Origin of the sequence: Natrialba chahannaoensis JCM 10990 (assembly GCF_000337135.1) — an archaeon.
Taxonomy (GTDB): Archaea; Halobacteriota; Halobacteria; order Halobacteriales; family Natrialbaceae; genus Natrialba; species Natrialba chahannaoensis.
In genome coordinates, this window is the sequence record NZ_AOIN01000100.1 from 83199 (window position 1) to 106313 (window position 23115).

20 protein-coding genes are annotated in these 23115 nt (G+C 58.9%); 6 read left to right on the forward strand and 14 right to left on the reverse strand.

Features of this window, described 5'->3' with window-relative positions:
* Window positions 1-56: 56 nt before the first annotated feature.
* Complete coding sequence (locus C482_RS19810; RefSeq protein ID WP_006169622.1) at window positions 57-809, reverse strand: bacteriorhodopsin; 753 nt, start codon at window positions 807-809, stop codon at window positions 57-59.
* An 87-nt stretch (window positions 810-896) separates the two neighbouring features.
* Window positions 897-2537: a methyl-accepting chemotaxis protein gene (locus C482_RS19815; RefSeq protein WP_006169623.1), complete on the reverse strand. Its 1641-nt coding sequence runs from the start codon at window positions 2535-2537 to the stop codon at window positions 897-899.
* 503 nt (window positions 2538-3040) lie between these two features.
* Between C482_RS19815 and C482_RS19820 the strand changes: the two genes are divergently transcribed.
* The 3 genes from C482_RS19820 (at window position 3041) to C482_RS19830 (ending at window position 5905) form a co-directional block, all read left to right on the forward strand.
* Window positions 3041-3850: a CheR family methyltransferase gene (locus C482_RS19820; RefSeq protein WP_006169625.1), complete on the forward strand. Its 810-nt coding sequence runs from the start codon at window positions 3041-3043 to the stop codon at window positions 3848-3850.
* 471 nt (window positions 3851-4321) lie between these two features.
* Window positions 4322-4678: a chemotaxis protein CheY gene (gene cheY, locus C482_RS19825; protein WP_006169626.1), complete on the forward strand. Its 357-nt coding sequence runs from the start codon at window positions 4322-4324 to the stop codon at window positions 4676-4678.
* Window positions 4679-4684: 6 nt separating this feature from the next.
* Window positions 4685-5905 (forward strand): chemotaxis protein CheC, encoded by a 1221-nt coding sequence (locus tag C482_RS19830; protein WP_006169627.1) that lies wholly within the window; start codon window positions 4685-4687, stop codon window positions 5903-5905.
* A gap of 203 nt (window positions 5906-6108) precedes the next feature.
* On the opposite strand, the gene C482_RS19835 is transcribed toward C482_RS19830, so the two are convergent.
* The 4 genes from C482_RS19835 to C482_RS19850 form a co-directional block, all read right to left on the reverse strand.
* Window positions 6109-6993, reverse strand: a complete 885-nt coding sequence (locus C482_RS19835; RefSeq protein ID WP_006169628.1) for a CheF family chemotaxis protein — start codon at window positions 6991-6993, stop codon at window positions 6109-6111.
* 76 nt (window positions 6994-7069) lie between these two features.
* Entirely contained in the window at window positions 7070-8743 is a 1674-nt protein-coding gene (locus tag C482_RS19840; RefSeq protein ID WP_049897029.1) for a type II/IV secretion system ATPase subunit, read from the reverse strand.
* Window positions 8744-8757: 14 nt separating this feature from the next.
* The gene (locus C482_RS19845; RefSeq protein WP_006169631.1) at window positions 8758-9516 is read right to left on the reverse strand and encodes an ATPase domain-containing protein; all 759 of its coding nucleotides are present in this window, start codon (window positions 9514-9516) and stop codon (window positions 8758-8760) included.
* A gap of 73 nt (window positions 9517-9589) precedes the next feature.
* A complete protein-coding gene (locus C482_RS19850; protein WP_006169632.1) occupies window positions 9590-12031 on the reverse strand; it encodes a FlaD/FlaE family flagellar protein in 2442 nt (813 codons plus the stop codon).
* Between the two features lie 305 nt (window positions 12032-12336).
* On the opposite strand from C482_RS19850, the gene C482_RS19855 reads away from it, so the two are divergent.
* On the forward strand, window positions 12337-13143 hold the full coding sequence (locus C482_RS19855; protein WP_006169633.1) for a DUF7500 family protein: 807 nt from the start codon (window positions 12337-12339) through the stop codon (window positions 13141-13143).
* Window positions 13144-13262: 119 nt separating this feature from the next.
* On the opposite strand, the gene C482_RS21955 is transcribed toward C482_RS19855, so the two are convergent.
* The 3 genes from C482_RS21955 to tnpA all read right to left on the reverse strand — a co-directional run bounded on the left by C482_RS21955 (window position 13263) and on the right by tnpA (window position 16295).
* Entirely contained in the window at window positions 13263-13400 is a 138-nt protein-coding gene (locus C482_RS21955; protein WP_006169635.1) for a hypothetical protein, read from the reverse strand.
* Window positions 13401-13665: 265 nt separating this feature from the next.
* A complete protein-coding gene (gene flaJ / locus C482_RS19860; protein WP_006169636.1) occupies window positions 13666-15390 on the reverse strand; it encodes an archaellar assembly protein FlaJ in 1725 nt (574 codons plus the stop codon).
* 506 nt (window positions 15391-15896) lie between these two features.
* The gene (tnpA, locus tag C482_RS19865; protein WP_049897031.1) at window positions 15897-16295 is read right to left on the reverse strand and encodes an IS200/IS605 family transposase; all 399 of its coding nucleotides are present in this window, start codon (window positions 16293-16295) and stop codon (window positions 15897-15899) included.
* Between the two features lie 44 nt (window positions 16296-16339).
* On the opposite strand from tnpA, the gene C482_RS19870 reads away from it, so the two are divergent.
* A complete protein-coding gene (locus C482_RS19870) occupies window positions 16340-17668 on the forward strand; it encodes an RNA-guided endonuclease TnpB family protein (protein ID WP_006169640.1) in 1329 nt (442 codons plus the stop codon).
* A 5-nt stretch (window positions 17669-17673) separates the two neighbouring features.
* Here C482_RS19870 and C482_RS22695 read toward each other — a convergent pair whose 3' ends face one another.
* The 5 genes from C482_RS22695 to C482_RS22930 all read right to left on the reverse strand — a co-directional run bounded on the left by C482_RS22695 (window position 17674) and on the right by C482_RS22930 (window position 22581).
* The gene (locus C482_RS22695) at window positions 17674-19284 is read right to left on the reverse strand and encodes a FlaD/FlaE family flagellar protein (RefSeq protein WP_006169641.1); all 1611 of its coding nucleotides are present in this window, start codon (window positions 19282-19284) and stop codon (window positions 17674-17676) included.
* Between the two features lie 37 nt (window positions 19285-19321).
* Window positions 19322-19804: a flagellin gene (locus C482_RS19880; protein WP_006169642.1), complete on the reverse strand. Its 483-nt coding sequence runs from the start codon at window positions 19802-19804 to the stop codon at window positions 19322-19324.
* Window positions 19805-19890: 86 nt separating this feature from the next.
* Complete coding sequence (locus C482_RS19885) at window positions 19891-20397, reverse strand: flagellin (RefSeq protein ID WP_006169643.1); 507 nt, start codon at window positions 20395-20397, stop codon at window positions 19891-19893.
* 247 nt (window positions 20398-20644) lie between these two features.
* On the reverse strand, window positions 20645-21283 hold the full coding sequence (locus tag C482_RS19890; protein WP_006169644.1) for an archaellin/type IV pilin N-terminal domain-containing protein: 639 nt from the start codon (window positions 21281-21283) through the stop codon (window positions 20645-20647).
* 2 nt (window positions 21284-21285) lie between these two features.
* Entirely contained in the window at window positions 21286-22581 is a 1296-nt protein-coding gene (locus tag C482_RS22930) for an archaellin/type IV pilin N-terminal domain-containing protein (protein ID WP_006169645.1), read from the reverse strand.
* Between the two features lie 235 nt (window positions 22582-22816).
* Between C482_RS22930 and C482_RS19900 the strand changes: the two genes are divergently transcribed.
* Window positions 22817-23011 (forward strand): hypothetical protein, encoded by a 195-nt coding sequence (locus C482_RS19900; RefSeq protein WP_006169646.1) that lies wholly within the window; start codon window positions 22817-22819, stop codon window positions 23009-23011.
* Window positions 23012-23115 lie beyond the last annotated feature (104 nt).

Here is a 23115-nt window from a genome sequence, read left to right on the forward strand (position 1 = left end):
CAGTCACTCACATATTCTTCGCTCGCTCTCGAACCTGAACACCGACACCGCACCGATCAGTCCGTAGACTGCACCGCCCCGGACGTGGCATGGTCGGTACTCGAACTCGAGTCCGTCTCAGTTGTCGCGGCTCGGTCGTCTTCGGCATCAGACAGCGCGTCCGTACTCCGGAGCACCAGTCCGCCGAAGCCGGCGAGCCAGACGAAATCAAGGTAGGTCGCGAGCGTCTGTCCGACGAAGGCGTCGGTGAATCCGAGATTCTGTGCGGAGAGCATCCCGGTTGCGAGGAGGCCAACGAAGACGAGGACGGTCAGGTTCTTGAGCCGCCCGTACAGGAGCGTGCGCTCGCTGCTTACGGTTTGTGCCTCGCGTGCAAGCGGACCGTACAGGGTGGCCACCATCACACCGACGCCAGCGATGATCGCAAGCGAGGCAACGGTGCCCGCCGCGCCGGCAAGTATCCAGCTTCCAACAGTCGCCCAGAGGCTCAGCAGAATCCCACCGAAAGTTGTGAGCGTGTACCGTCGTTCCGCTCCCGAGACGGTCTCGATCACGTAACAGACCGCGCCCCAGGCGACAGAGTAACCGAGGAATCGTACGAGAGACTCGTCACGCCCGGTCGTCGATACGGGCAGGACACCTGCGGCCATGAGCAGGTACGCGGCGCTCATCGCACCACAGGCAACGACGACCGCATACCCGCAGGCCCGCGACTCGACCTCAAGTCGACGGGTCCAGAGCAGAAAGATGGCCGTCATCACTGCAAGAATCGTGCTCGTTAGTACGAACGTCGTCGTGTGTTCGATCATTAGTAAGTATGAGTCTGTTTCGTGGAATCGTCAGTGAGTGTTGCTGGTTGTTGCTCGACCCGCTCAAGGAGACGCGTCCCCGCAGCGCTAGTCGTCTCCGACTCCCGCCGGGGCCGCCACCTGAGAGTGCGCCTGGCGTTCGATTGTAAACGTCCTCATCAACTCGTTCAGCCGCTGTGCCTGCTCGTCAAGGTCGCCCGCCATCGTCGAGACGCTCTCCGTCGTCGCCGTCGTCTCCTCGGAGGCCGCTGCGACCTGCTCGGCCTGGCTGCTCGTCTCTGCCGAGACGCTCGTCACGTCGTCGACGATCGTCGCGAGTTCCTGGGCCGAACTGGCCTGATCGTCCGCCGTCTGCGTAATCTCCTGGATACTCGCGTCCATCTGATTCGCCTCCGAACTGATCGTCTCGAGTTGGGACTGTAGCTCCTCGACGCGCGTCGCCGTCGTCTTAATGTTCGAGTCAACCATCGTGATCTCCTCTGCAGTCGTCCCCGTCCGGTCACGGATGGACTCGAGTGTCCCTTCGATTTCGTCGACGGCATCCATGGTTTCCTCGGCGAGCGATTTGATCTCGTTTGCGACGACTGCGAAGCCGTCGCCGCTCTCGTCGGCGCGGGCGGCTTCGACGTTTGCGTTGAGCGCGAGCAGGTTCGTCTGGTCGGCGATGTCGTCGATGAGTGAGATCACTTCACCGATCTGGTCGGCTTCTTCGGTGAGTTCCTCGACCGTTTCGACGACAGTTTCAGTGGTTTCGACGAGTTGGTCGATGTTCTGTGCGGCGTCGGCTGCCGCGTCCTGGCCGTCGTCTGCGAGTGTCGCCATCCCTTCGGACTGGGTCGCAATCTCAGAGGTCGTCGCCGCGACTTCCTCGGTGGCCGCCGAGAGATCGCTGACCTCGCTGGCGGCGAGTTCGAGATCCTCGGTCTGGCTCGTCGCGCCGTCTGCGATTTCCTGGACTGACTCGGCGACTTCCTGACTCGCTGTGCGGATCTGCTGGCTCGAACCCTGCAGATCGGCGGACATCTCGTCGACCGATTCGCTTGCGTCCTGGACTTCGGCGACGACGTCGCCGATGCGGTCTAACATCCGGTTGAACGATTCGGCGATGGCCTGCATCGCCTCGTCGTCAGTCTGTGGCTCGAGTCGTTGGCTGAGGTCCCCGGCGGCACACTCGTCCATCACGTCGGAGAAGCGCTTGGCTTCGGCGACGAGTTCCTGATTCTGCTGTTCGGCCTGGTGCTGGAGGTCCTGAATCCGCTCGCGCTCTGCTTCGAGCTGGGCGGCTTGCTCCTCGGCCTCTTGCTGAGCCGTCTCGGCGCGGTCTTGCTCTGCCTCGACCTCCTCGAGTGTCGTTTCAAGCGAGTTACGCATCGCACCGACCGAGTCGTAGAGCTGGCCAATCTCGTCGGCCCGATTGGTTTCGAGGTCGACGTTGAACTCGCCATCCCCGATCCGCTCGGTTTGCTCGCCGAGCTGGCGCAGCGACAGCGCGACGTTCCCACCGAGAACAATGCCGACGAGTCCGAGGTTAACCGAGAAAATCACGAGCAGACCGGTCAGGCCGGCGATTGCGCGCTCTTGGAGGCCCTCGGACGGGCCGTTGACAATGTGCAGTCCGAACAGCACACCGAACCCAATGGTCACGACGGCGACGAAGCCGAGCGCGACTGCTATCTTGACACTGTACTGGTGCCGAATCCATGCTGGTAGTAGTGAATCGAGTTGCATCCCAGTCTCTCCCCTCGTTGGTATCGTCGGAGACAGTTCCGCTGGCCGGTCAGGCCACCGACTCCAATCCTGCAAGTAATATCTCACTGCGCCCACATAACCGTTATTGCCATCACGGCCGCTCATTCCCACTCCGTGGCCACGTAGTTACACGTTCGGACGACCGACAGTGTGATCGGTGATCGGTCATCACCCACGCCCACCACAGACCACTGCCCACCTCGCCTACCGTATCGCGGGTCACTGAATGCTGTCTGAGAAACCCATCTCTTTGAGAGAGATGTCAACACATATAATAGTTTGGAAGGCTATACGTTCTGCCCGATTTACCTCCACCGATGACTCAACATTCGTTTCTCCCCGATGCCTGCCTGGGATTTTCCAGAGCTTCAGCACAACCATAATGAGAAACACATATTCGAATTAACTACTGTAAAGACGTAAGAGAGCTAAACAGTGTCGTAAGGTTATTATTGCACGGAATCTGAAAGTTGTGTAGAACCGTGCCAGCCGATGACTCGTTCCGCGCTCTCCTCGATTACATGGAAACCGAACTGGGATTCTCGACCAGCCATTACAACGATAGTTACCTCGACCGACGAGTCACGGCCCGACTTCGCCGGACGAAGTGTGACGACTACGGCGAGTACTTCGACCAGCTCCGAACCGACCCCGACGAGCAGGCGGCGCTGCTCGACTCGATGAGCATCAACGTCACTGGCTTCTTTCGCAACCCCGAGGTCTGGGACGGCATTCGCGACGTTCTCCGAACGCTCTCTGCTCGCGAACGTCGCGTCTCGATCTGGAGTGCCGCCTGTGCCGACGGCCGCGAACCCTACTCGCTCTCAATGCTCGTCCACGCCGATCCACAGATCAACGAATCCGCCGTCGAGATCCTCGCCACCGACATCAGCGAGGACGCCCTCACAGTCGCCCGCGACGGCGTCTACGAGGAATCACGAACCAGCGATCTCGGCGGGGAACTCGAGTACCTCTCGAACTACGAGCAGTACGTCGACCACGACCAAGAAGAAGGGGTCTATCGCGTGCGCGACCGGGTCAAGCGGCCGGTGACGTTCGAACGCCACGATCTGATCAGCGGAGCGTCGAAATCGGGGTTCAACCTGGTGACCTGCCGTAACCTATTCATCTACATTGATACGGAGTACAAGCGGTCGATGCTCGAGACGATCGCCCGATCGCTTGAGGAGGACAGCTATCTGGTGATCGGCAAGAGTGAGACGATTCCGCCGTCGCTGAAGTCGACGTTCGAGGCGACGGATAATCGCCATCGGATTTACCAGCGAACGTGATACGGACCGTTGTAGCGTCTTCCCGATAATCGCGGCCCCGTCGGACCGACCACTGGTAACGGACCGTATGAGTTGATGCGCTGTTAGTGGTGGCTGAACGAGTACTGCGTTGCAATCGCTGAGCAAATCGGCTTCGTGAACGACAGAGCTATTTGTTTTCCAGCCGTTGTAGATGTACCAACGACAGACACCTTCGTATTATCAGATTTGAAACTGATTTATGGCCATACGGTTGTAAAGCTTGTGGCCGATTTTCGAGTCAAACGAACACCATTAATCGGTTACAGACACTGTGGACCCAGTTTAGACGTAATCTACCCGTGTGGATCAGTAAACAGGCAGTGGGACGCCTTCGTGACCAACTCTCGTCTTGTCCCGTTCGTCGACCGCCACGCTGTCAGTGGATTCCAGTCGCCGAGTGTCATCATCTTGGTCAATATTATTAAGTAATCTGCGTGTATTGACTCGTTCATGGATGTGCTGATCACGGACGACTCCGGCTTCATGCGGGATCTTCTCCGTGAAATCTTGGAAGAAGACCACACCATCATCGGTGAGGCCGAAAACGGGGTCGAGGCCGTCGAGCTCTATCAGGAAGAACAGCCGGACATCGTCTTTATGGACATCGTGATGCCGATCAAAGATGGTATCGAGGCGACCGACGAGATTACGGATATGGATCCGAACGCGAAGGTCGTCATGTGCACCAGCGTCGAGCAGGCAGAGCAGATGAAAGACTCGATCAAGGCTGGTGCCGAGGGGTACATCACGAAACCGTTCCAGAAGGAGAGCGTCCTCGAGGAACTCAACAGCATCGCAGCCGGGTAATCCTCCATGGAAATCGATATTCGCGAGCTCGAAACCTACCAGGAGCTCGCTCACGACGGCGCACAATCGGCTGCCGAATCGCTCTCGCAACTGACGGGGATCAGCACGAGCGTGCAGGTGACGAACGTCTCGCTCATGTCCTCCTCGGACCTCCAGTACGAGTTCATCGGCAACGAGTTCGCCGGCGTCAACATCGATCTCACTGGCGAAATTTCGGGTGAAGTCGTCCTCGCGTTCGACGAACAGGGACGGAAAGCGATCACCGACAAACTCGTCCCGGCCGACGATCCCGAGAAGAAAAAGAGCAGTATCGAGGAGGTCGGCAACATCATGTCCAGCGGCTTCGTCGACGGCTGGGCGAACTACCTGAACGCGAAAATAAAGAGTTCGCCGCCGACGTACATCCAGGGCACCGGCACCGACGTGCTGCCAAAGTCTGCAACGACCGAAGACAACTACCTGTTCGTCTTCCGCAGCCGCGTCGAAGCCGCCGATGAAGGGGTCAACGAACCAATCGACTTCCGGATCCTGCTCGTGCCCGAATCGAGTTCACTCGAGCGCGCCTTCGAACCGCGGACCGAAGACATCGTCTCGGTGGAGAAGCTCAAGGTCTTCAACGACATGACCAAGGAGGGCGCAGAGAAGGCTGCAACCAATATCACGTCGATGACCGGCATCGATACGACGGTCGAGATCAGTCGCCTGACGCTGGTCCCGATCGAAGATATTCCGGCGGAGGTCGGCAACAAGCGCTACGTCGGGACCGTCATGCCGTTCGACGGCAAGTTCAGCGGGAACCTCGTCATCCTGTTCGACCAGCCGTCTGGGCGGGCGGTCGTCGACTCGCTCGTCCCGATGGAGACCGACGAACAGTGGGGCTCCGTCGAACAGGGCGCGCTGAAGGAACTCGGCAACATCATGACCAGCGGCTTCGTCGACGGCTGGGCGAACGTGCTGAACGCCGAAATCAAGCACGAACCGCCCCAGTTCGTCGCCGATACCGGCTCGTCGATCATGACACCGATCACGTCCAAGATGGCCGAAACCGACGATCACGCGTTCATGCTCGACTCGAACATCCAGACCAACAGCGACCAGGTGTTCACCTGCCAGATGCTTGCACTCCCGCGCCGATCCGAACTCAAACAGGCACTTGACGACCTGCTGATCGAGAATTCAGAGAACACGAGCGTCGACCCAGCGGACCTGTTCGACCGCCAGCAGTAGCGCGTCTCGATCCTAGCTGTTCTATTCGGCTTCTGTCTCGCTCCACAGCAAAGCGACACCCGACGCAACCGAAGCGCACAGCCGCGACTCAGTTCAGTTCAGTTCTGATTTGGATCGAGGAGGAGTGCTGGACAATCGTAAGTACAAGGAGAGACAGCCACCACACCACCACACCACCACTGCAGAACGCACACTGGCCAGACTCAGGCGTTCACGTCCTCGATCCGCTCGCTCACGATAATTCGCCCCTTCGAGGTCAGCGACAGACCGCTGGCGTTCTCGAGTACCAGGTCCTTGTTTTGCACCGAATTCAGGACGTTCGTGACGTACGCCGGGTCGCCGTCGAGCATATTCGTAAAGTCAATGTCGCCGCCAGTCGCGTGAATACCGACCAGCACACGCTTTTCGGGGTTCGTCAGCTCGATGTCGGCGACCTCCTCGCGCAGGTCGTCGAACTCAAGTCGGAGGAAGCGCCCGAGCAGGTTGACGTACTGGCTCTTGGCGGGGGAGATGAGTGACGTCTTCGTCAGGCCGGCGTCGGTGTCCGTGTCGATGTACTTGACGACCAGCGTGACGCGGTCTGCGCTGTCGCCGAGTTTGTTCGAGCGCTGGATTCGCATCACGGTTTCGACATCGAAGCTGAAGGTTCCGCGCTTGCTCGCGACTTCGATTCGTCGATTTTTGATACGGATCTTGCCGGGCACGACGGGCGTCTCTTTCACGCGGCCACCGACGCGTGCGGGGTGTTTGACCGCCGCTTTGCGGCCGTTGAGGAGACAGCGAAAGAGAATTGCGACGAAGGTGTCGACGGTTTCGCCCGTGCTCTCGATGACAGCGCTGCGGGTCTGACCGTCGTCGTTGTAGCCAATCGTCACGGTGTCGTCGAAGAACTGTTTGACGTGACTGGGGACGTTTCCGACGTTGACGTCAATGACTGTGGAGAGCGGAATCGTCGTCTTGTCGTTGTTCGTCGCGAGGACTAGGCGGCGTTTCGTCATGATGATTCGCCCCGACGTTGGCGTGCCCGGTGACTCCCCGTGATTGCGGAAGAACCGGCCGGTAAAGTCGGCAACGACGTCTTCTGACATGACAGTTCCTTCTCGTCGAAATCTCTTAGCTCTTTACACGTTTTCGCCGGCGTGGTCGAAATCAAGAACGGGTACCTTAGTCCGGCCGCGTCACGTGGAACGGCAGACCCTCGACACCGTCGCGCTGGAACGAATCGATGGTGTCGTTCACCTCGTGGTAGGCCAGGATGTTCTCCTGGATCATCCGTTCGATGATGTCCGAACGGAACTGCAGGTCGTCGTAGATGTCGCGCGTGTCCGCGTAGCCGAGCAGGGTCGCGATCTGCTCTTCTAACACGTAGGAGTTGTTCATCCCCTGGAAGACGATCTCGTCCTCGACGGGGTCCCAGTAGAACACCTGTCGGGTGACAACACCGTCCATCTGCTCGGAGTAGCCCTCGATCTCCTGAACCGAGGTCACGCGACGCAGGACATCGTCGCCCTGCTTGACACGGTTCTGGAACAGCGCCACGTCAGCGTTGTCCATGAACGTCTCGGGGACGTTGATCGGGTCACCCGTAAATCGCTGAATCATCGAGACGATATCACTCGCGTGGAAGGTAAGCATGACCGGGTGACCGGTCTGTGCCGCCTGGAACGCCATCCGACCCTCCTCACCACGAACCTCACCCACGACGATGTACTCAGGACGGGAACGCAGCGCGGCCTCGACCAGGTTGAACATGTCGACATCGGCGCTGTCCTCGCTGCGACTCTCACGGGTGAGCAGTTGCTGCCAGGTGTCGTGTGGCGGGAGCACCTCTGCCGTGTCCTCTGCGGTGTAGATCTTCGAATCCCGCGGAATGAACGACATAATCGAGTTCAGCGTCGTCGTCTTCCCGGACGCCGTCTCCCCGACGACGAACACCGTTCGCTCGTTCTCCAGACAGAGCCAGAGGTACGCCGCCAGCTCGGGCGAGAGCGTCCCCCAGTTCGTAATCTGGGTGACCGACAGGGGCACCTCGTCGCCCTGACGAATCGTCAGGGAGGGCCCCTTCACGCTCACGTCGTCGCTGTAGATCACGTTCAGACGCGAGCCGTCGGGCAGCGTCGAGTCGACGATCGGCTCGGCGTCGGTCATCGGATTCCCAATGCGTTCACCCATGTTCGAGAGCCAGCGGTCGAACTCCTCTTGCGTGCCGAAGTCAACCGTCGTCTCAACCATCCCGTAGACGCCGTGATCGACGTAACACTCGTTGGGGCCGATCACGTGAATGTCCTCGTTCGCCGGGTCGCGCATGACCGGCTCGAGTGGCCCCAGACCGACAATGTCCCGGTTCAGCCGATACCGAATGTTCTCGTAGGTTTCCTGTGGGATCTCCTGAATGCCCGGATGGAAGCGGACCTTGAGCCGCTCAACGAGGTTTTCAACCTCGTCTCCCTTGATGTGGGTCGTCTCGCTCAGCAACTCCTCGATCCGGTCGCTGTACTCTGCGTCCTTCTCGGGTGCTGCCTTGGTCGCACTTCGGCGAAGCAACGAGTCTTTGACCGTCGAGAACACCGACTGCTCTTCGTCCGACAGCGTCGGCTCGACCGCGAAGTACTGCATCTTCGTCCCTACGTCGCCGTAGACGTGACTGTAGATCGGGCCACCAACCGGGTACAGGACGTTCGGATGCGGTGTCTCGTACTCGCCCGACGGTTCGTCGATCAACAGCGGGAACTCGCCTGTGATCTGCCTGAACTTCTTCAGGTGCTCACGCAGGTGTGGACGGCGTGCAGCCAGCTCCTGAAGCTCGTCCGACGGCTTCGGCGTCCCCATTTCCGTCATGCCACAATCACCCTCTAGGCAACACTCCGGTTCTCGATCACGATCCCTGTTCCGGACCGAACCGAGTAACCGATCCGGTCACCGACCTGTTCGCCCATCCCCGCAAAGCGCTTGATGAACAGCTGCCGGCGGATGTCGTTCCCGACCTCGATCATCTCGAGTTCGATGAACACGTCCGCGATCGAGCGGAACGGACCGATTGCCTCCTCGCCGACCGTCGACGGGTCGACCGTTAGCACGACGATTTTCCCCTGAGAGATCACGTCTCGCAGGAACGAGATGATCTCCAGGGCGGCTTGACGCTCCTCGTTCTGTCGAACCAGCGCCTCGAACTTCGGGTCATTTCGCAAAATGGCGTCGAAGGTGTCGATAATGATGACGTCCGCAGACCAGAGGGTTTCCTCGTCCATCAGGTCGGTCAACAGATCCTGGCGCGTCTGCTCTTCATCAGTCGCAGAGAGCACACCGCCGCTGTCGAGGTCGCCGTGGAGGAACAGCATGTTCTCGAAGAGGAGATGTTCCTCAACGTTGTAGTTCAGCGAGTCCATCTGGTCAACGAAGCCCTTGACTTCGAGCTCTGTCGAGAGAAACGTCACGGACTTTTCCGTTTGACAGAGGCCGTACGCAAAGCGCTGTGAAATCGCGCTCTTGCCGGCACCGTAGTCGCCTTCCATCAGTACGATACTTCCAGTCGGGATACCGCCCCCGAGCTCCTTGTTCAGTCGGTCGCGGTCGTCGAGACCGAGTGAGAAGATATTTTTAAACTGACTCATCGTCTCTCGTCTTGCCTCGTGGCTCGTTCTCCTGGCTCTTCAGTCTACTTGCTCGGTGCTCGTCCACGGGTGGTTACTGCTCACGCTCACGAGCCTGTTCGTGCTCGTCAGCCGCCTCCTCGTGGTCGGTTCCATGTTCACGGTCAATGTCGAACTCTTCCGGGGCGAGCAAGAGCTTGATCCGTTCGACCTGCCAGCCCTCGAGATCGGCTGGTTCGTCCGAGACAACGAGCGGCTTTGCGATTTCGGCTCGCGCCCCGCGGTCGACGCCACCGGCAGTGGTACGCGTGTTACACAGTCTGGCACCGGACTCAGAGAGCACGACATCCGAATCGACCCAGATCATCTGTCCGCCGTCCGTGACCTCCGCTTCCGGCTCGACTCGGTCGGCGGCCGGGTCGTTGCGGTGGTCTGGGCTCGGCGTGTCCGCCTCCTCCTCTGCCTCCTCGATGAAGATTTTCTGTGCCCCGCTGGACTCGAGTTCGTCCGCGGTTGCGGTCGCAGCTGCCGTCTCCTCGTCACCCACACCCAACTCCGAGCAGTCGTCTTCACTGTGCTCAGTCGAGCCGTGCTCGTCGCCCTCGACCGCGAACGGATCGAGCGATTCGTCCGTAGTGAACTCGAGTTCGATGTCGTCATCATCATTATCGTTGACATGGTCGTTCGCATCCTCCTCGAGTGCACCGTCGGGAGAGTCGTGGGTATCGAGTGACCCAGCAGCGTGCTCGTCGGTATCCGCCACCGCAACCGGTTCCGACTCTGGGTCTGGCTCTGGCTCTGGCTCCGGTGACGACTCGTGTTGGCGCGTGGTAGCTGCCGATTCGTCGAACGTGAGTTCCTCGCTGGGAGCGCCAACAGCGGGCTCTTCTCCCGCGGTTGTGGCCGGCCTCTCGTCGTCGATTGTCGCTGCTGCGTCCGTTTCGCCGACGTCCCCCGTGGTCGGCGTAGCGTCGTCCGCTGTGGCAGCTTCTGGCTGGTGTTGCTCCGCGGCGGCCATCGCCTGCTCGATCATGATGCCTTCGTCTGCGACCCACACGTCGAACGGGCGGCGCTTCTTTTCCGGAGTGGCGATCTGGCTAATCCACCAGAGGCTTCGCTTGTGCTCGACGCCAAGCGAGGAGTGGGGTTCCGGGTCACCGATGTCAGGACCGCCACCAAATCCGTTCAGCACTGTCTGGAGGTGAGATTCGACCGAAGTGCTCACCCAGTGGATCGACTCGTAGAAGCGAAGCGTCCGAGCCGCGCCGTTGAGCCCCAGTTCGCTGACCAGGTACTCGAGCCAGTCCATGACGACGAACTCGGTGTCGTACTCGGAGGGGATGGTTTCGAGGTAGGGTCGACCGCCGTCGTCCCACGTGGGGTGTTCGAGGCTGGCATCGGCCTGTTCCGTAGCGTCGTTCGCCGCGGCATTGGCGTCCGCGTCGTCGATCAGCGAGGCGGTTTCGTCAACCGGTTCGTCCTCGACTGTGAGGTCGTCGTCGAACGAGTCGTCTTCCAGATCGTCACCGAACGAGTCGTCCTCGAGGTCGTCATCAAGTGGACCCGCGACGTCCTCGGCATCCTGGGAGCCTCCATCATCGAGGTTGTCGTTGGCCGCCTTATTGGCGTCCCAGTCGGCATCGCCGGAGTCGTACTCGGATTTCAATTCATCGAACGACAGGTCATCGTCACCACCGGAGTCAGCGTCTGCATCGAGGTCGCTGTCTGCATCTGCGTCCATGCTCATATCGTCCTCCAGATCGTCGAGGTCGTCATCGCCATCGTCGAAACCGTCGTCCTCGTCGATGATACTCTCGTCCAGAAAGTCATCGGCTTCGGCGTTTGCGATGTCCTCGTCGATCGCTTCGTCCTCCTCGCCGTCGTCGTTGCTGTCGAAGAGACTCTGGCCGCCGAAGTTCCCACTTCCTGCGGCACCGCCGGCGGTCATCGAATCGGCGAGGGTGTCTCCCTCGACGAACGGGTTGACACCCTGGGTTACCATCTCGTAGACTTCGAGTAGTTTCCGGATGTTCTCCTCGATATCGTCGAGCGATTCGCCGATCTTTTCGTTCTCGCTCTGGACGGTGTTCACCGTCGACGAAAGCGAGCCGACGCTGTTCTCCATCTCTTCGACGCGTGCTTCGATCTCGCTCGAGACGGTGGTGCCGTCGTCCATTCCGTCCATCGACCCCATGTCATCCATATCGCCCATCTCGGATATCTCACCCATGTCGTCCATCGACATCGAGTCGTCATCGAGGAAGTCATCGCCACCGCCATCGAGATCACCGTCAAGATCACCACCGAGGTCGCCGTCGTCAAAGAGGTCGTCATCGCCAGTGCCATCGCCGCCAGTTCCGCCGTTGCTACCGCCGGCGCTCTCCGATCGCGCCCCAGGTAGCAGTTCGTCGTCGCTCATACTGCCGGTGAGGTCACCACCGATGATGTCGTCGCTATCGTTCTCGGAGCTCGAGCGGCCACTACCACCGTCGCCATCGCCATCTCCGAGTATGTTTCCGATTATCGAGAGTACCATGGTGAACCTGTTCCGCTGGCGTCTACCGCGCGTTCGCTCGTTGCCATCCCTAATCGGCCACCGATCGGAACCTGCCTGCTGGCTCGACGCTCCGGATGGCTACGAGTCGTCATTCAGGAAAACTATGACAACCTACGTATTAAGTAATTGTGGCCGATTGGCCCGTGACGCTCCGAGCCGCCAGATCACTGGAGTCACACCGAGCGGATGCGTTCGTCCACTCGTCGATTTCACCGTTCTCACACGGCTCACCCGAACAAAGGTTTCTTTTCGATTGCCCCCGAACACCGACTATCGATCGTTCCATGACAGATCGTAACGAGGGTGGCGACCCAGACTCGACGGACGACGCCGACGTACCCCCCGTGCTCCCGAGCGAGCAACCCGGCGGCAACAACGGCGGTGGCGTCCTCTCGCCCGACGAACTGGACTTCACCGAGAGCCCCTACGTAGCCGAGGTTTCAGAGAGCCGGTACGTCGTTTCGGCCGACCACAGCCCGCCGAACGTCCCTGAGGAAACACAAACACAGCGGGCCACTCGTGAGGAGGCCGCCAGCGCACAGACACAGCCCACTGCAGACGCTGCAGGTGGACACAACACGGACACTGGGACAAACCGCGGGGCACGCCCGTCAGAGCACGCACCAACGCAAGGACAAGACGACCCCCGTCAGGAACGAGCGCACCAAGAGCAGGGTGGGCAACAGCAACAACAACGGCGGCAGCGACAACAGCAGCCACAGAACCAGCACCAGCAACAACAACCCACCCCACAACCACCCCAGAGCCCCGAACACGCTCGCTCCATCCTCGCCGACGAACTCGAGCGCGCCGACGCCCGGCTCGCAATCGATATCGTCTCCCGCTTCGGCAGCGACACCGTCCGCCACCGTACCGCCTCCGACGATGTCGTCGGTACCTTCGACAACCTCGTCCTCTGGTATGCCCAACACGTCGCCCGTAACACACCCACTATGCGAACCGCCTCCCTCCTGTTCGCCAAATCCGAATTCACTCCTGAACTCTCCGAGACACAACTGCGAAAAACCGCCGCCAAACACGGACTCGACGAAACCGATACGATTGGCGACCTGCGTGACGCACTCGAGTAGGTTTCCTCACGATCTCAACGGTTGGTCACGGGAGGACAGCGAGAGCGTACAGCTGGTTTCGAACGGCTCACAGCGACAGCGACAGCGAAAGCGAAAGCAACAACGTCAGCGCCAGCCGGCTACCCGCCGTTCATGAAAATAACCGTCCCCATAAAGAACGAGAGAATAAGCGAGAAGCCAAAGAGGAGCGCGCCGCTCTGGACAGATTCGATGCCACGTGTCGCCGCGTAAAATCGCTGCTCTCGGTCGAAACGCATGGTTGTCTACGTCACCGATTTCGACGCAGTCATTAATTGTCTTGTGGCCAGTCGTCTGGAGCCGTCCAACCGCTGATCGGGGTGAGCTGTCCAGTGGGCTATAGTGTTAGTCAGCAGGAAACGAGCCACAGCGATGGCCGTGACGACAACGATAGCTATGACGATGATGTGACGATGACGATAACGATGACCACGTCACCTCCATATCCATGGAACACCCGCCCAGACAAAGTGATGCAAACGGCGAGCAATTACGACCAGCCAATCACAGATCGACCGTGATGAGGACATCGACGAGTCGCTCCGTCAGCGTTCCCGTCACCGCGCCAATCCAGAGCAGTGCTGTGAAGTGAATGTACGAATTCCCGAAATGGCCGCCATCTGCCACCCGAAGCACCAGCGACGAGATGAACGCGTTGAAGATCAACACCAGCACGATCAGGAATCGGAGCACCGGCACGTTGTACTCGTTCGTGTGAATGAGCGAACCGCCCATCTGGCCGTCGAGATCGATATCGAAACTCGAGAGCATCAGGGCCAACTCGAGTCCGATGAAGAACGCGAACGCCGAGGCGGCGGTGATACCGTACATGACACCGACGAGCGTGGTCGTCTGTTGCTTGCGCTCTTCGCGCAGGTTGATGATCTCGCTCATGTTCGTACTGATAAGTTCCCCGAGTCGCTTCGGCCCGCCGCCCATCTCGCGACCGACCAGGTACATCTCGCTGAATTTCTGGATCAGGAAGGTGTTCGTCTCGCCGGTGAAGTAACGCCAGGACTTCTCGGTGCTCAGGCGCATGTTTAGCCGCCGATAGAGGTCGTCGACGTTCTCGGTGAGTGGACCGAAGTCCTTCGAGCGCAGCGTCGCGAGCACTTCGGAGGTGGTGCTCTGTTTTGCGCTCTCGCTTGTCCCGAGTGCACGGATGAAGTTCGGGAACGCCCGATCGCGCTCGAACGCGCGTCGCTCTTCGTACCAGAAGACGAGTCCCGGGATCAACAGCGGGAGGGTCGCGATAGGCATGTGGAGCATCGAGGGCAGGTCACGAAGTGGGAGTCCACCCGGTTCCGGAATCACGTCGACGAAGATCAGCCCGAGCAGGAAGACGGTGAGAACGCTCAATCCGACGCCGACGACGGTCGAAGCGAGCATTCGCTTCTTTGTCGCCGTACGATAGCCGTCTTCGAGATACCAGATCGGATCGTCGGGCACGACCGCGCGGATGACGAAGAAGAACCCGATCTGGATGAAGACGAACAGGACGATGACGATGCTAGTCGTTAGCGTCGGATCGTTCCCGGTCAGCAGCGGCAGCACGATTGCAAACACCAGCGCGAACGTCATCGAAATGATCAGCGAGAGGTAGAGGTCCTTCAGCACGTCGAGGTTGCCAAGTGACTGCTTGTACACCGTCGAGTACTTCTCCACGAGGACGTCCTGTTCCTGGTGCAGGAACTCATCGAGTTGCTGGCCAGCACCGAGCGTGTAGGCCATCCGTTCGAAGAGGTCTGCAACGGATTCACTCGGTACTGCCTTCGCCCGACGGCGACAGGCGTCGCCGAGACTCAGGTGCCAGACATCGACGAGGTCGACAACGCGCTGGACTTCGTCTGCCAGTTCGCCGTACTCCTCTTCCTGGGCGAGCTTGCGCAGCACCTCCATCCGGTCGATGTTCGTCGTCGACAGGATGGTCATGTGGATGATGAACAGATGAAACCGGTTTTCCATCTCGATGCGACGCTGGTCGACCGCCAGCCGTGGATAGCCCACTGCCGCGAGAAAGATCACAAGTCCGAGGACTGGAATCAGGAGTTTGACCAGCAAGAAGACATCGAGAATCACCGCGATGACGATCGTCGCAAGGAAGAACAGGAACGCAGGCAGCAGTACCCCCGGAACGTACAACCGTGCCGGGAGATCCATCTCGTCGTACGACCGAATGATGGACTTGCTGAGGTCGTTGATCGCCGCTGTGTTATCCGCAATACCCATTGTTCGTTCTGCGTTCCTCGGTCCGCACCGCGTGTCTGCAGCAGTTTCGTCGATCGCGGTCACGCGTCGACAGCCGCCACGGCTACCGACAACCGGCGTCGACTGCGACCGCGTACGTGTCGTAGAGACTCCTTTGAAAGCTCAGCATACAAAACTTCTGGCTGGTACCGTCAACCCGACGCACACTGGCACATTCGGTGTGTACAGTGCTCCCGGTGTAGACGCCATTATCCACCGATCAAAAGAGAAGCATACAGAGCCGCTATCGCCTCCGGTCAGTTGGTAACGTCCAGCACGCTGTGACGACGAACGGTAATATTCGGGCGCAAACTAAGACTCTGACCTTTATTCTGGTCCTGGCCCGGACCCGGATTCGGGTTCAGACGTAGACTCACCGCACCGCACATCTGCTGTCGAGTCCTGTCCCGACTCCACCCACGATTCTAAAGTAAGCAGCGAGAGTTCCCCGGGTCACCTGGCCCGGGGGTGAATCGCGTAAGCTCTCCTCAATGAACCGTCGACTCGATATACCGCTGAACAACCTCTTCCGAAACCTCACCCGTCGTCCCCACGTAATACCCATCCTTCCACAACCCGCTCCCCCAGAAGAATGCCTGCTTGACATTTGGATACCTCCGTAGAATCTCGTGACCCGAATACCCCTTGAACTGCTTCGCAATCTCAGCGGGACTCCACTTCGCGTCGGCCGCCACGAACAAGTGAACATGGTCAGACGCAATCTCCAGTGCCACAATATCATGCCCGAACCGCCCAGCCGTCCCATGGAACACGTCTTCGAGGTCATCTCGTACCATGTCGAGGACACTGTGCCGGTACTTGGGGCACCAGACGAAGTGATACTTGCACAAACTAATTGAATGCGCATGACAGCGGTACTCTGGCAAGCCGAAACACCAGTTCTATAATGGCTCGCAACGATAGTCAAACTATGGGTGTCGAAGAAGCTACTCGCACTATTCAATCCCGCCTCTTCATCGAGTCGGGCAACCCCGAGTGGCTTCACGACGCTCGACTCACAGCCCGCGAGATATTCAACGAAACCATCGACCTCAAACGAGATGGGTACAATCGAACGGAGATTCAACGCGAAGTTGACCGCGACGACTTCCTCCGCAACAACAAGTGCGCCGTCGTTGGCAAAGCCCTCGGTACGTGGACGTCATACAAGCGCCTCCTCGACTGGTGGCACAACCAAGACGACACTCGCGCCGGAAATCCATCGCCGCCATCTACGGATAAGACGGGTGCGTACCCGATCGTAATGGCACACATGGAAGGATACGAGCTTTCCATCGATGAAGAGGAAGACCGCGTTGACTTCCGTATCAGTCCGAAGCCGTACAAAACGGTCCGAGGTCACTTGCGGGCTCGAAAAACCGATATTGACCAACTCAAGAACGCACTCGATAACGATAACTGGTCAGTGGGACAAGCTGAACTCCTGTACCGAGATGGCGTGTACCACCTACACGTCACGGTCACTACGGAGTTCACCATCCCCGACCCCGAGGAAGAAGCAGACACGCTCGTCGGCGTTGACATCAACGAACGCAACGTCGCACTCACCGCACTCGACCGTGAGTCACACGAGACGCTCGGCACGCTGGTCATTGACTACGGTTCGGTGAAAGCCCGTCGCCAATGGTATCACACGGTGAAGAAACGATGCCAAACCCACGGGCAAACCAGCATCCACCGCACGTTCAGCGACAAGGAGGAACGCTACACCGAGTGGGTTCTCCATCGCATGTCGCTCGCCGTCGTCGAATTCGCTGAGCAATTCTCGAACCCGGTCATCGTGTTCGAGGATTTGAGTGGTATCCGCGACGCTATCGAGTACGGCACGTATATGAATCGACGGTTGCACAAGCTCCCGTTCCACAAGTTCGAGGACTTCGTACGTTACAAGGCGTTGTGGCGGTCGATTCCGTGTGATACGGTTGACGCGTATCATAACTCGAAGACGTGTTCATGTTGTGGTGAGCGCGGGTATCGACAGGGCCGCCGATTCCGTTGCACGAATGGGGAGTGTGCCGTCACGCAAGACCACGCTGACAGGAATGCGTCGGTGAACGTGGCGTGGCGAGCGTGGGCGAAGTATCGGGGTATCGAAGATGTAGACGAGGTAAATTACCGGACTCACAAAACCCAACCGCAAGTTAGGTTGGTGCGTCTGTTCGGGTCGGGGCGAGTTGTAAGCCGCCCATCCTCATCCGCGCGTATCGCAGAGCGCGGAGTGCTTGAACTGCAGGGCTGAGGGAATCAATAAAGCCGCGGGTCACCCGACCCGCGGTCGTTTACTGCTGATTCCGACTCAGACTCAGACTCCAACTCAGGCTCAGGCTCAGACGCCGACTCAGACTCAGACTCCGACCCCCCCTCAGCCACCTCCGAAGCTGCCTGCTCTTCCTCCTCTAACCCGTGCCTCCCTCCAGACTCATGCTCAGGACCTCCCGCACCGTTCTCCATCACCCCTCCACTCGACTCGCTCGCAGCGGCGTCCACTGAATTGGACTCGAGTGACGCGTCCGGTGCAGGTGCCGTCTCTGCGCTGGCCGCAGCGACTGTCTCATCGCGATTATCAGGCACAGAGGCGGTATCAGTGCCAGTGTCAGCACCAACGGCAGGCGCTGTCGTAGTTTCTGCACCCGAGACAGGCTCAACCCCTTGCACAGGTTCAGTGCTTGGTACAGCCTCAGCGTCCGGCATATCACGCTCTGGCGTCGCAATTCCCGCAATATACCGCAAACTCCGCTTGTGCTCATCGTTTCGCAGCACCGACTTCGGCTCAACCTCACCAGCCGCAGACGGCGTTTCGTCGCCACCAAACCCGTTCAACAACCGCTGTAAGTACGTCTCCACCGGCGACGAGATCCACCCCACCGACTCGTAGTACGCAATCGTCTGTGCCGCCCCCTCGAGTCCTACCGCATCCACGAGGAACTGGAGCCACTCGAGTGCCGCCAGTTCGGCGTCGTTTCTGGCAGGGACGGTGACGAGGTACGGGAGGTCGCCGTCCTCGCCGTTCGTTCCGTCGGGCGCTGAGGCGGATGGATCCTCGGCTGCTGGGTCTGGCTCAGGAGCAGTGGAATCTGGGTCTGCGTCACTGGTCGACTCGGTGGAGCCCATCTCAATCTCGTCGTCGTTCTCGTCGTCATCTTCGGCGGCTTCGTCGAGGGGTTCGTCGGATAGCTCCGACTCTGCGTCCATCTCGACGCCAAGCTCGTCGTCGAACGAATTCTCGTCTGCAGCTAACTCGTCATCAAAGTCGGTGCCGTCGTCGCCAACATCGTCGTCATCATCGTCATCGTCGAACTCGTCTTCCAGGACATCCTCGTCGCCGTCTTCGAAGGTGTCGACCTCGTCGAAATCGTCGTCTGTAGGCTCCTCATCGAGGTCGTCGTCGAGAAAGTCCTCCGCCTCGGAGTTCATAATATCGTCGTCGATATCGTCGGCGGGGTCGTCCTCGCCGCCGAAGACACCACCCTGTCCCGCGGCAGTCTCGAACGCGTTGCCGAGTTCCTGGTCGCCAACGAAGGGGTTGATTCCCTGGGTGACGATCTCGTACATGTCGACGAGCTTGTCGACGTTGCGTTCGACGCTCGTGATTGAGTCGCTGATCTGTTCGTTCTCACCGCGGACGGTTTCGACCTTGTTCTCGAGGGAGTCGACCTCCTTTTCGACCTCGTCGAGGCGGTAGGTGAGCTCGTCGTCCATCGAGTCTTCGTCGTCGCCGCCGTCCTCGAAGCCGAGGTCGTCACCGATCAAGCCGTCGTCGCTGCCGAGGAGGTCGTCGCCCTCGTCGGCGTCGGTATCGTCAGCGTCGTCCGAGTCGTCGCCGCCACCGAGTTGGCTGAATAGCAGTAGTGTCATGTGTGGGTTGAGTTCATTGCAGTTCTGTTCGGTCCGTTCAGTCGTCGTCTTCGTCCCAGTAGAACGTGATCGTGTCTTCACTGCCCGTAACGAGCACCGCCACGTCCGTGTCGCCACTTACTTGATGGGTTTCGATTGTGAGTTCGACAACGCCACCGGCGTCCCAGGTGTTGCTGTCGTAGTCGATCCGTTCGACGTTCGTCACGGGGGAATACGTCCCGTCAACGAGCGCATCGACGGCGCTCTGTTGTGCTGGGATATCCCCACTGCCGATATTCTTCACGAGAACCGTGATTTCGTATACGTCGTCACCGTCGGGTGCAGTAACCATCGCCTCAGCCTGGGATTCGTCGCTGATAATCGCGATGTCGGTCTCAATCTCCTCGGCGACCGATGAACCGCGCATTTCGATCGAGTCGCTCACGTTCCCGACCTCCATGATGACCGTTCCCGCGACCGCCGAGGCGATCACGAGACTGCCAATGAACATGATCAGGTGGGTCGCCGAGACGCTCGACATTTATTCGTGCTCCATTCGTTGTGGTTCGTCCTTGGTTTGTCTTCTGGCCCGCGTTCGTCTGCAACCGCCGCGCGCTTGCGCCGGGTTCACTCCGATACCGTAATCCACGCCGTCTCAGCAACACCGCGTTCAGTCGTCATGCGAATACTGTCCTCGTCTTCGTCGCCGGCGAACTCGAGTTCGCCGTTCGCGTCGCCGCCGTCGGAGAGTTCGACTTCGAGCTGCGTGCCGGGGGCCCAGACGTCGCTCTCGTCTCGTTCTGCGTCACCGTCGATGATCGTGGTCTCGTCGTCGTAACCGTGCGTGGGGTAGAAGTGGCCGTTGACGACGAGGTCGGTCTTGTCGACGGAGAGCGAGGTCGACCCGTCGTTGGTCACGACGACGAGAGCGTCGTGTTCGTCATCGTCACCAATGTACTCGAAGGTGTCAATCGAGAGCGCGGTGTTCTGTTGATCCCGCAGTTGGTCGTTCTGGGCGGCGAACGCGTCGCCGGTCGCCGCGCCGACGCTGAACACCGTGGGGACGATGACACTGACGGCAACGAGGAAGCCAACCAGGATGACGAGAACAGCGCCGCTCGTACTGAACCCCATTACGTCTCTTTGAGGTCTCAGATTCTTAAAAGCGCTCTGGCCAGTCGTGTCTTCAGGTGTCGATTACTCGGTTTCGGTGTGGAGTGGTGTACTCGAGTAACGATGCGCTGGGTAGCAGTCTTCACCCTGTCGGTTTGGGACAGTCCTGCACTGCACAGTACTGTGCTTGCTGTTGCTCTTCGCTTGTACTGTGGTTTGAGCACGCACCGGCTAAAAAATAAACTGCAATGCGGTCAGCTGTGCCGACTTAGAGTCGAACTGCTTCGCCGTCCTCACTGAAGAGGTCAGGCGCAGTCAGCGTGACCTGGGTCGTTGCGGACGATGGCGAGACGATGTCGAGTGTCGACTCGTCTCCCTCACCGAACGGTTCACCATCTCCGAACGGCGTGTCCTCTGGGTTGAAGACGAGCGTGAAGTCGTTCTCGTCGTCGAGGACTGCGTCAGATGGGGTGACGTATTCGTCGTTGTCATTTTCAGCGACGAACGCTCCCTCGAGATCTTCGACTTCGTCAGCATCGTGGTCGAATTCATCGTCGGCGTAGACGAGGTTAGACTGTCCGTTTGGACCGACAGCCTGGATTATCGTATCTTCGAGAGAGATATCATCTGCCCCTGGTGCGGCAGTAATGCCAACGCGGATCTCTTCGAGGTGTCCATCCTCTGCACCGCCATCGTTGTCTACGATACCGACAGCACTCGTGGCATCAATCCGCTCGGAAACGAGTTCAGTACTCTCTTCACCTGTCGCTTCGGCCTGCGACTGCAGGAGACCTGCAGTGTTGATCAGGACGCCCGCAGCGATTGCGGCGACCAGCACCATTGCGATGAACACAATGAGGGTACCGATCCCAACCTGACCGCGGTCGTCATTGTTGGTTTCGAACATTGTTATAGCCTCACCGATTCGTCATCGTTCGTAATGGTCGTTGGAACACGAAGTTCCGCTTCCGTCGTCGCACCGGAGTCGGTCGTGAAGATAACCGACAACCGCTCACCTTCGGTCAGACGGTCGTAGTTATCAATCTCACCGACGACACGGAACGTCACTTCCGCTCGGTCAGTGCTGTCCGTCAGCACACCGTCAGTGACACCCTGAATGTTCTCGACGTTCCGGGCTTCACTGATTGCAACACTGTCTGCGCCCTGCTCGCCGATGAACTGAACAGAGGTCTGTTCGAGGTCAATCGGGTTCGATCCAGGTGCCGTTGCAGTGACGAACTGGACTTCACTCACGCGGTTTTCGAAGTCACCGAACTCAAGAGATTCAGTCGGGATGATGTCGACTGGTCCAGCTGCGCCGTCTGTAATCACATGATCGTCGCCCGTGTCATCAACTGCAAAGGTGTCGACGGCTTCTTCATCGAGGCCGATCAATTCGAGGACGTAGTCTCCCTCGTCAAGTTCGCCTAGGTCGAAGACTGCCACGTCATCGTCGTCGAGGTTGGCGTCATCGAGTGCAGTTTCAACTGCAGCAGTCTCGAAGTCAGCAGCCTCGTTGGCTTCGAAGACAACCTCTTCAATGATGCCCTGGCTGCGGTCACTATCCGTTGCACGGACAGCTAATTCGTTTTCGATTTCCGACTCATCGAAGTCTTCATTGGTTCCGTCTGGCAGCTCGATCGCTGCGAAGACCTGCGAACTGTCGGCTGGTGCGTCTGCTGCTTCGAGAGCGCCGAAGTCATGTTCTGGATCAGCGACAGTCGTGTCCACTTGTGCAGTCTCTGCAGCGAACGAGTCACCGTCGATAGTGACTTCCAGATCAGCAATTTCAGGAAGCCCATCGAGGACAAACTCACCTTCAACTCCCACTTCTTCTGGGAGTTCACCAAGCTGCGTGTCTTCGATCCCATCAGCAGCACTGGTGCCCACAGAAATTGTTATATCTTCCCCAGTATGCGCCTCATCGTCTGGCGTCACTGTGACTGTAAGTTCACCATCGTTAGACCCATCATGGATACCTAACGTAGTGGGAGCGACGCTCCCCGACTCACTCACGATCTGCAGGCGATCGCTCACCTGACTCGTCGATTCCTCACCGGTGGCTTCAGCCTGCGTCTGCAGGAAGCCAGCCGTGTTGATCAGCACGCCCGCGGCAATCGCAGCGACCAGCACCATCGCGATGAACACGATGAGGGTGCCGATCCCCACTTGACCGCGGTCGTCGTCTGTAATTCGTTCGAACATTGGTATTATACACCCGGCGATACCGGGCAGTGGACACAGGTTCAGAGTGATTGTTATTAAGTCTACTTGCCAAACTTTACACTCTTAACTCTAACTGCCGATACCTGTATATCTTAAACCTAATGGCCGAGCTGCTGGACAGGTAGTTAAACTTAGTGGCCAATTTCCCTGTTCCAGCTCGATCCACCACCAGTCGGCCGGGAGACTTATCTCCCCGCTCGAACGAATTTGCGGCATGAATATCGTTGACGGCGACAAGATCGAGTGTAGCCGCTGTGATGACATCGTCTCACTCGACGACGCCAATATTCTCGGCAAGACGAACAATCGCACCTACGCGAAGCCACTCTGTAACGACTGTCTGGAAAACGTCGGCGTCCCGCGTGGCTACGAGCTCGAACGTGACGTGAGCTACCTCAAGACCGAGTGAGGGCCGGCTGACGACACACTGCGCACGACAGGCGAGACGACACAACTGGGGATGGGGAACACGCTGGTTTCCCACACTATTCTCTCGATTTGCTGGACAACTAG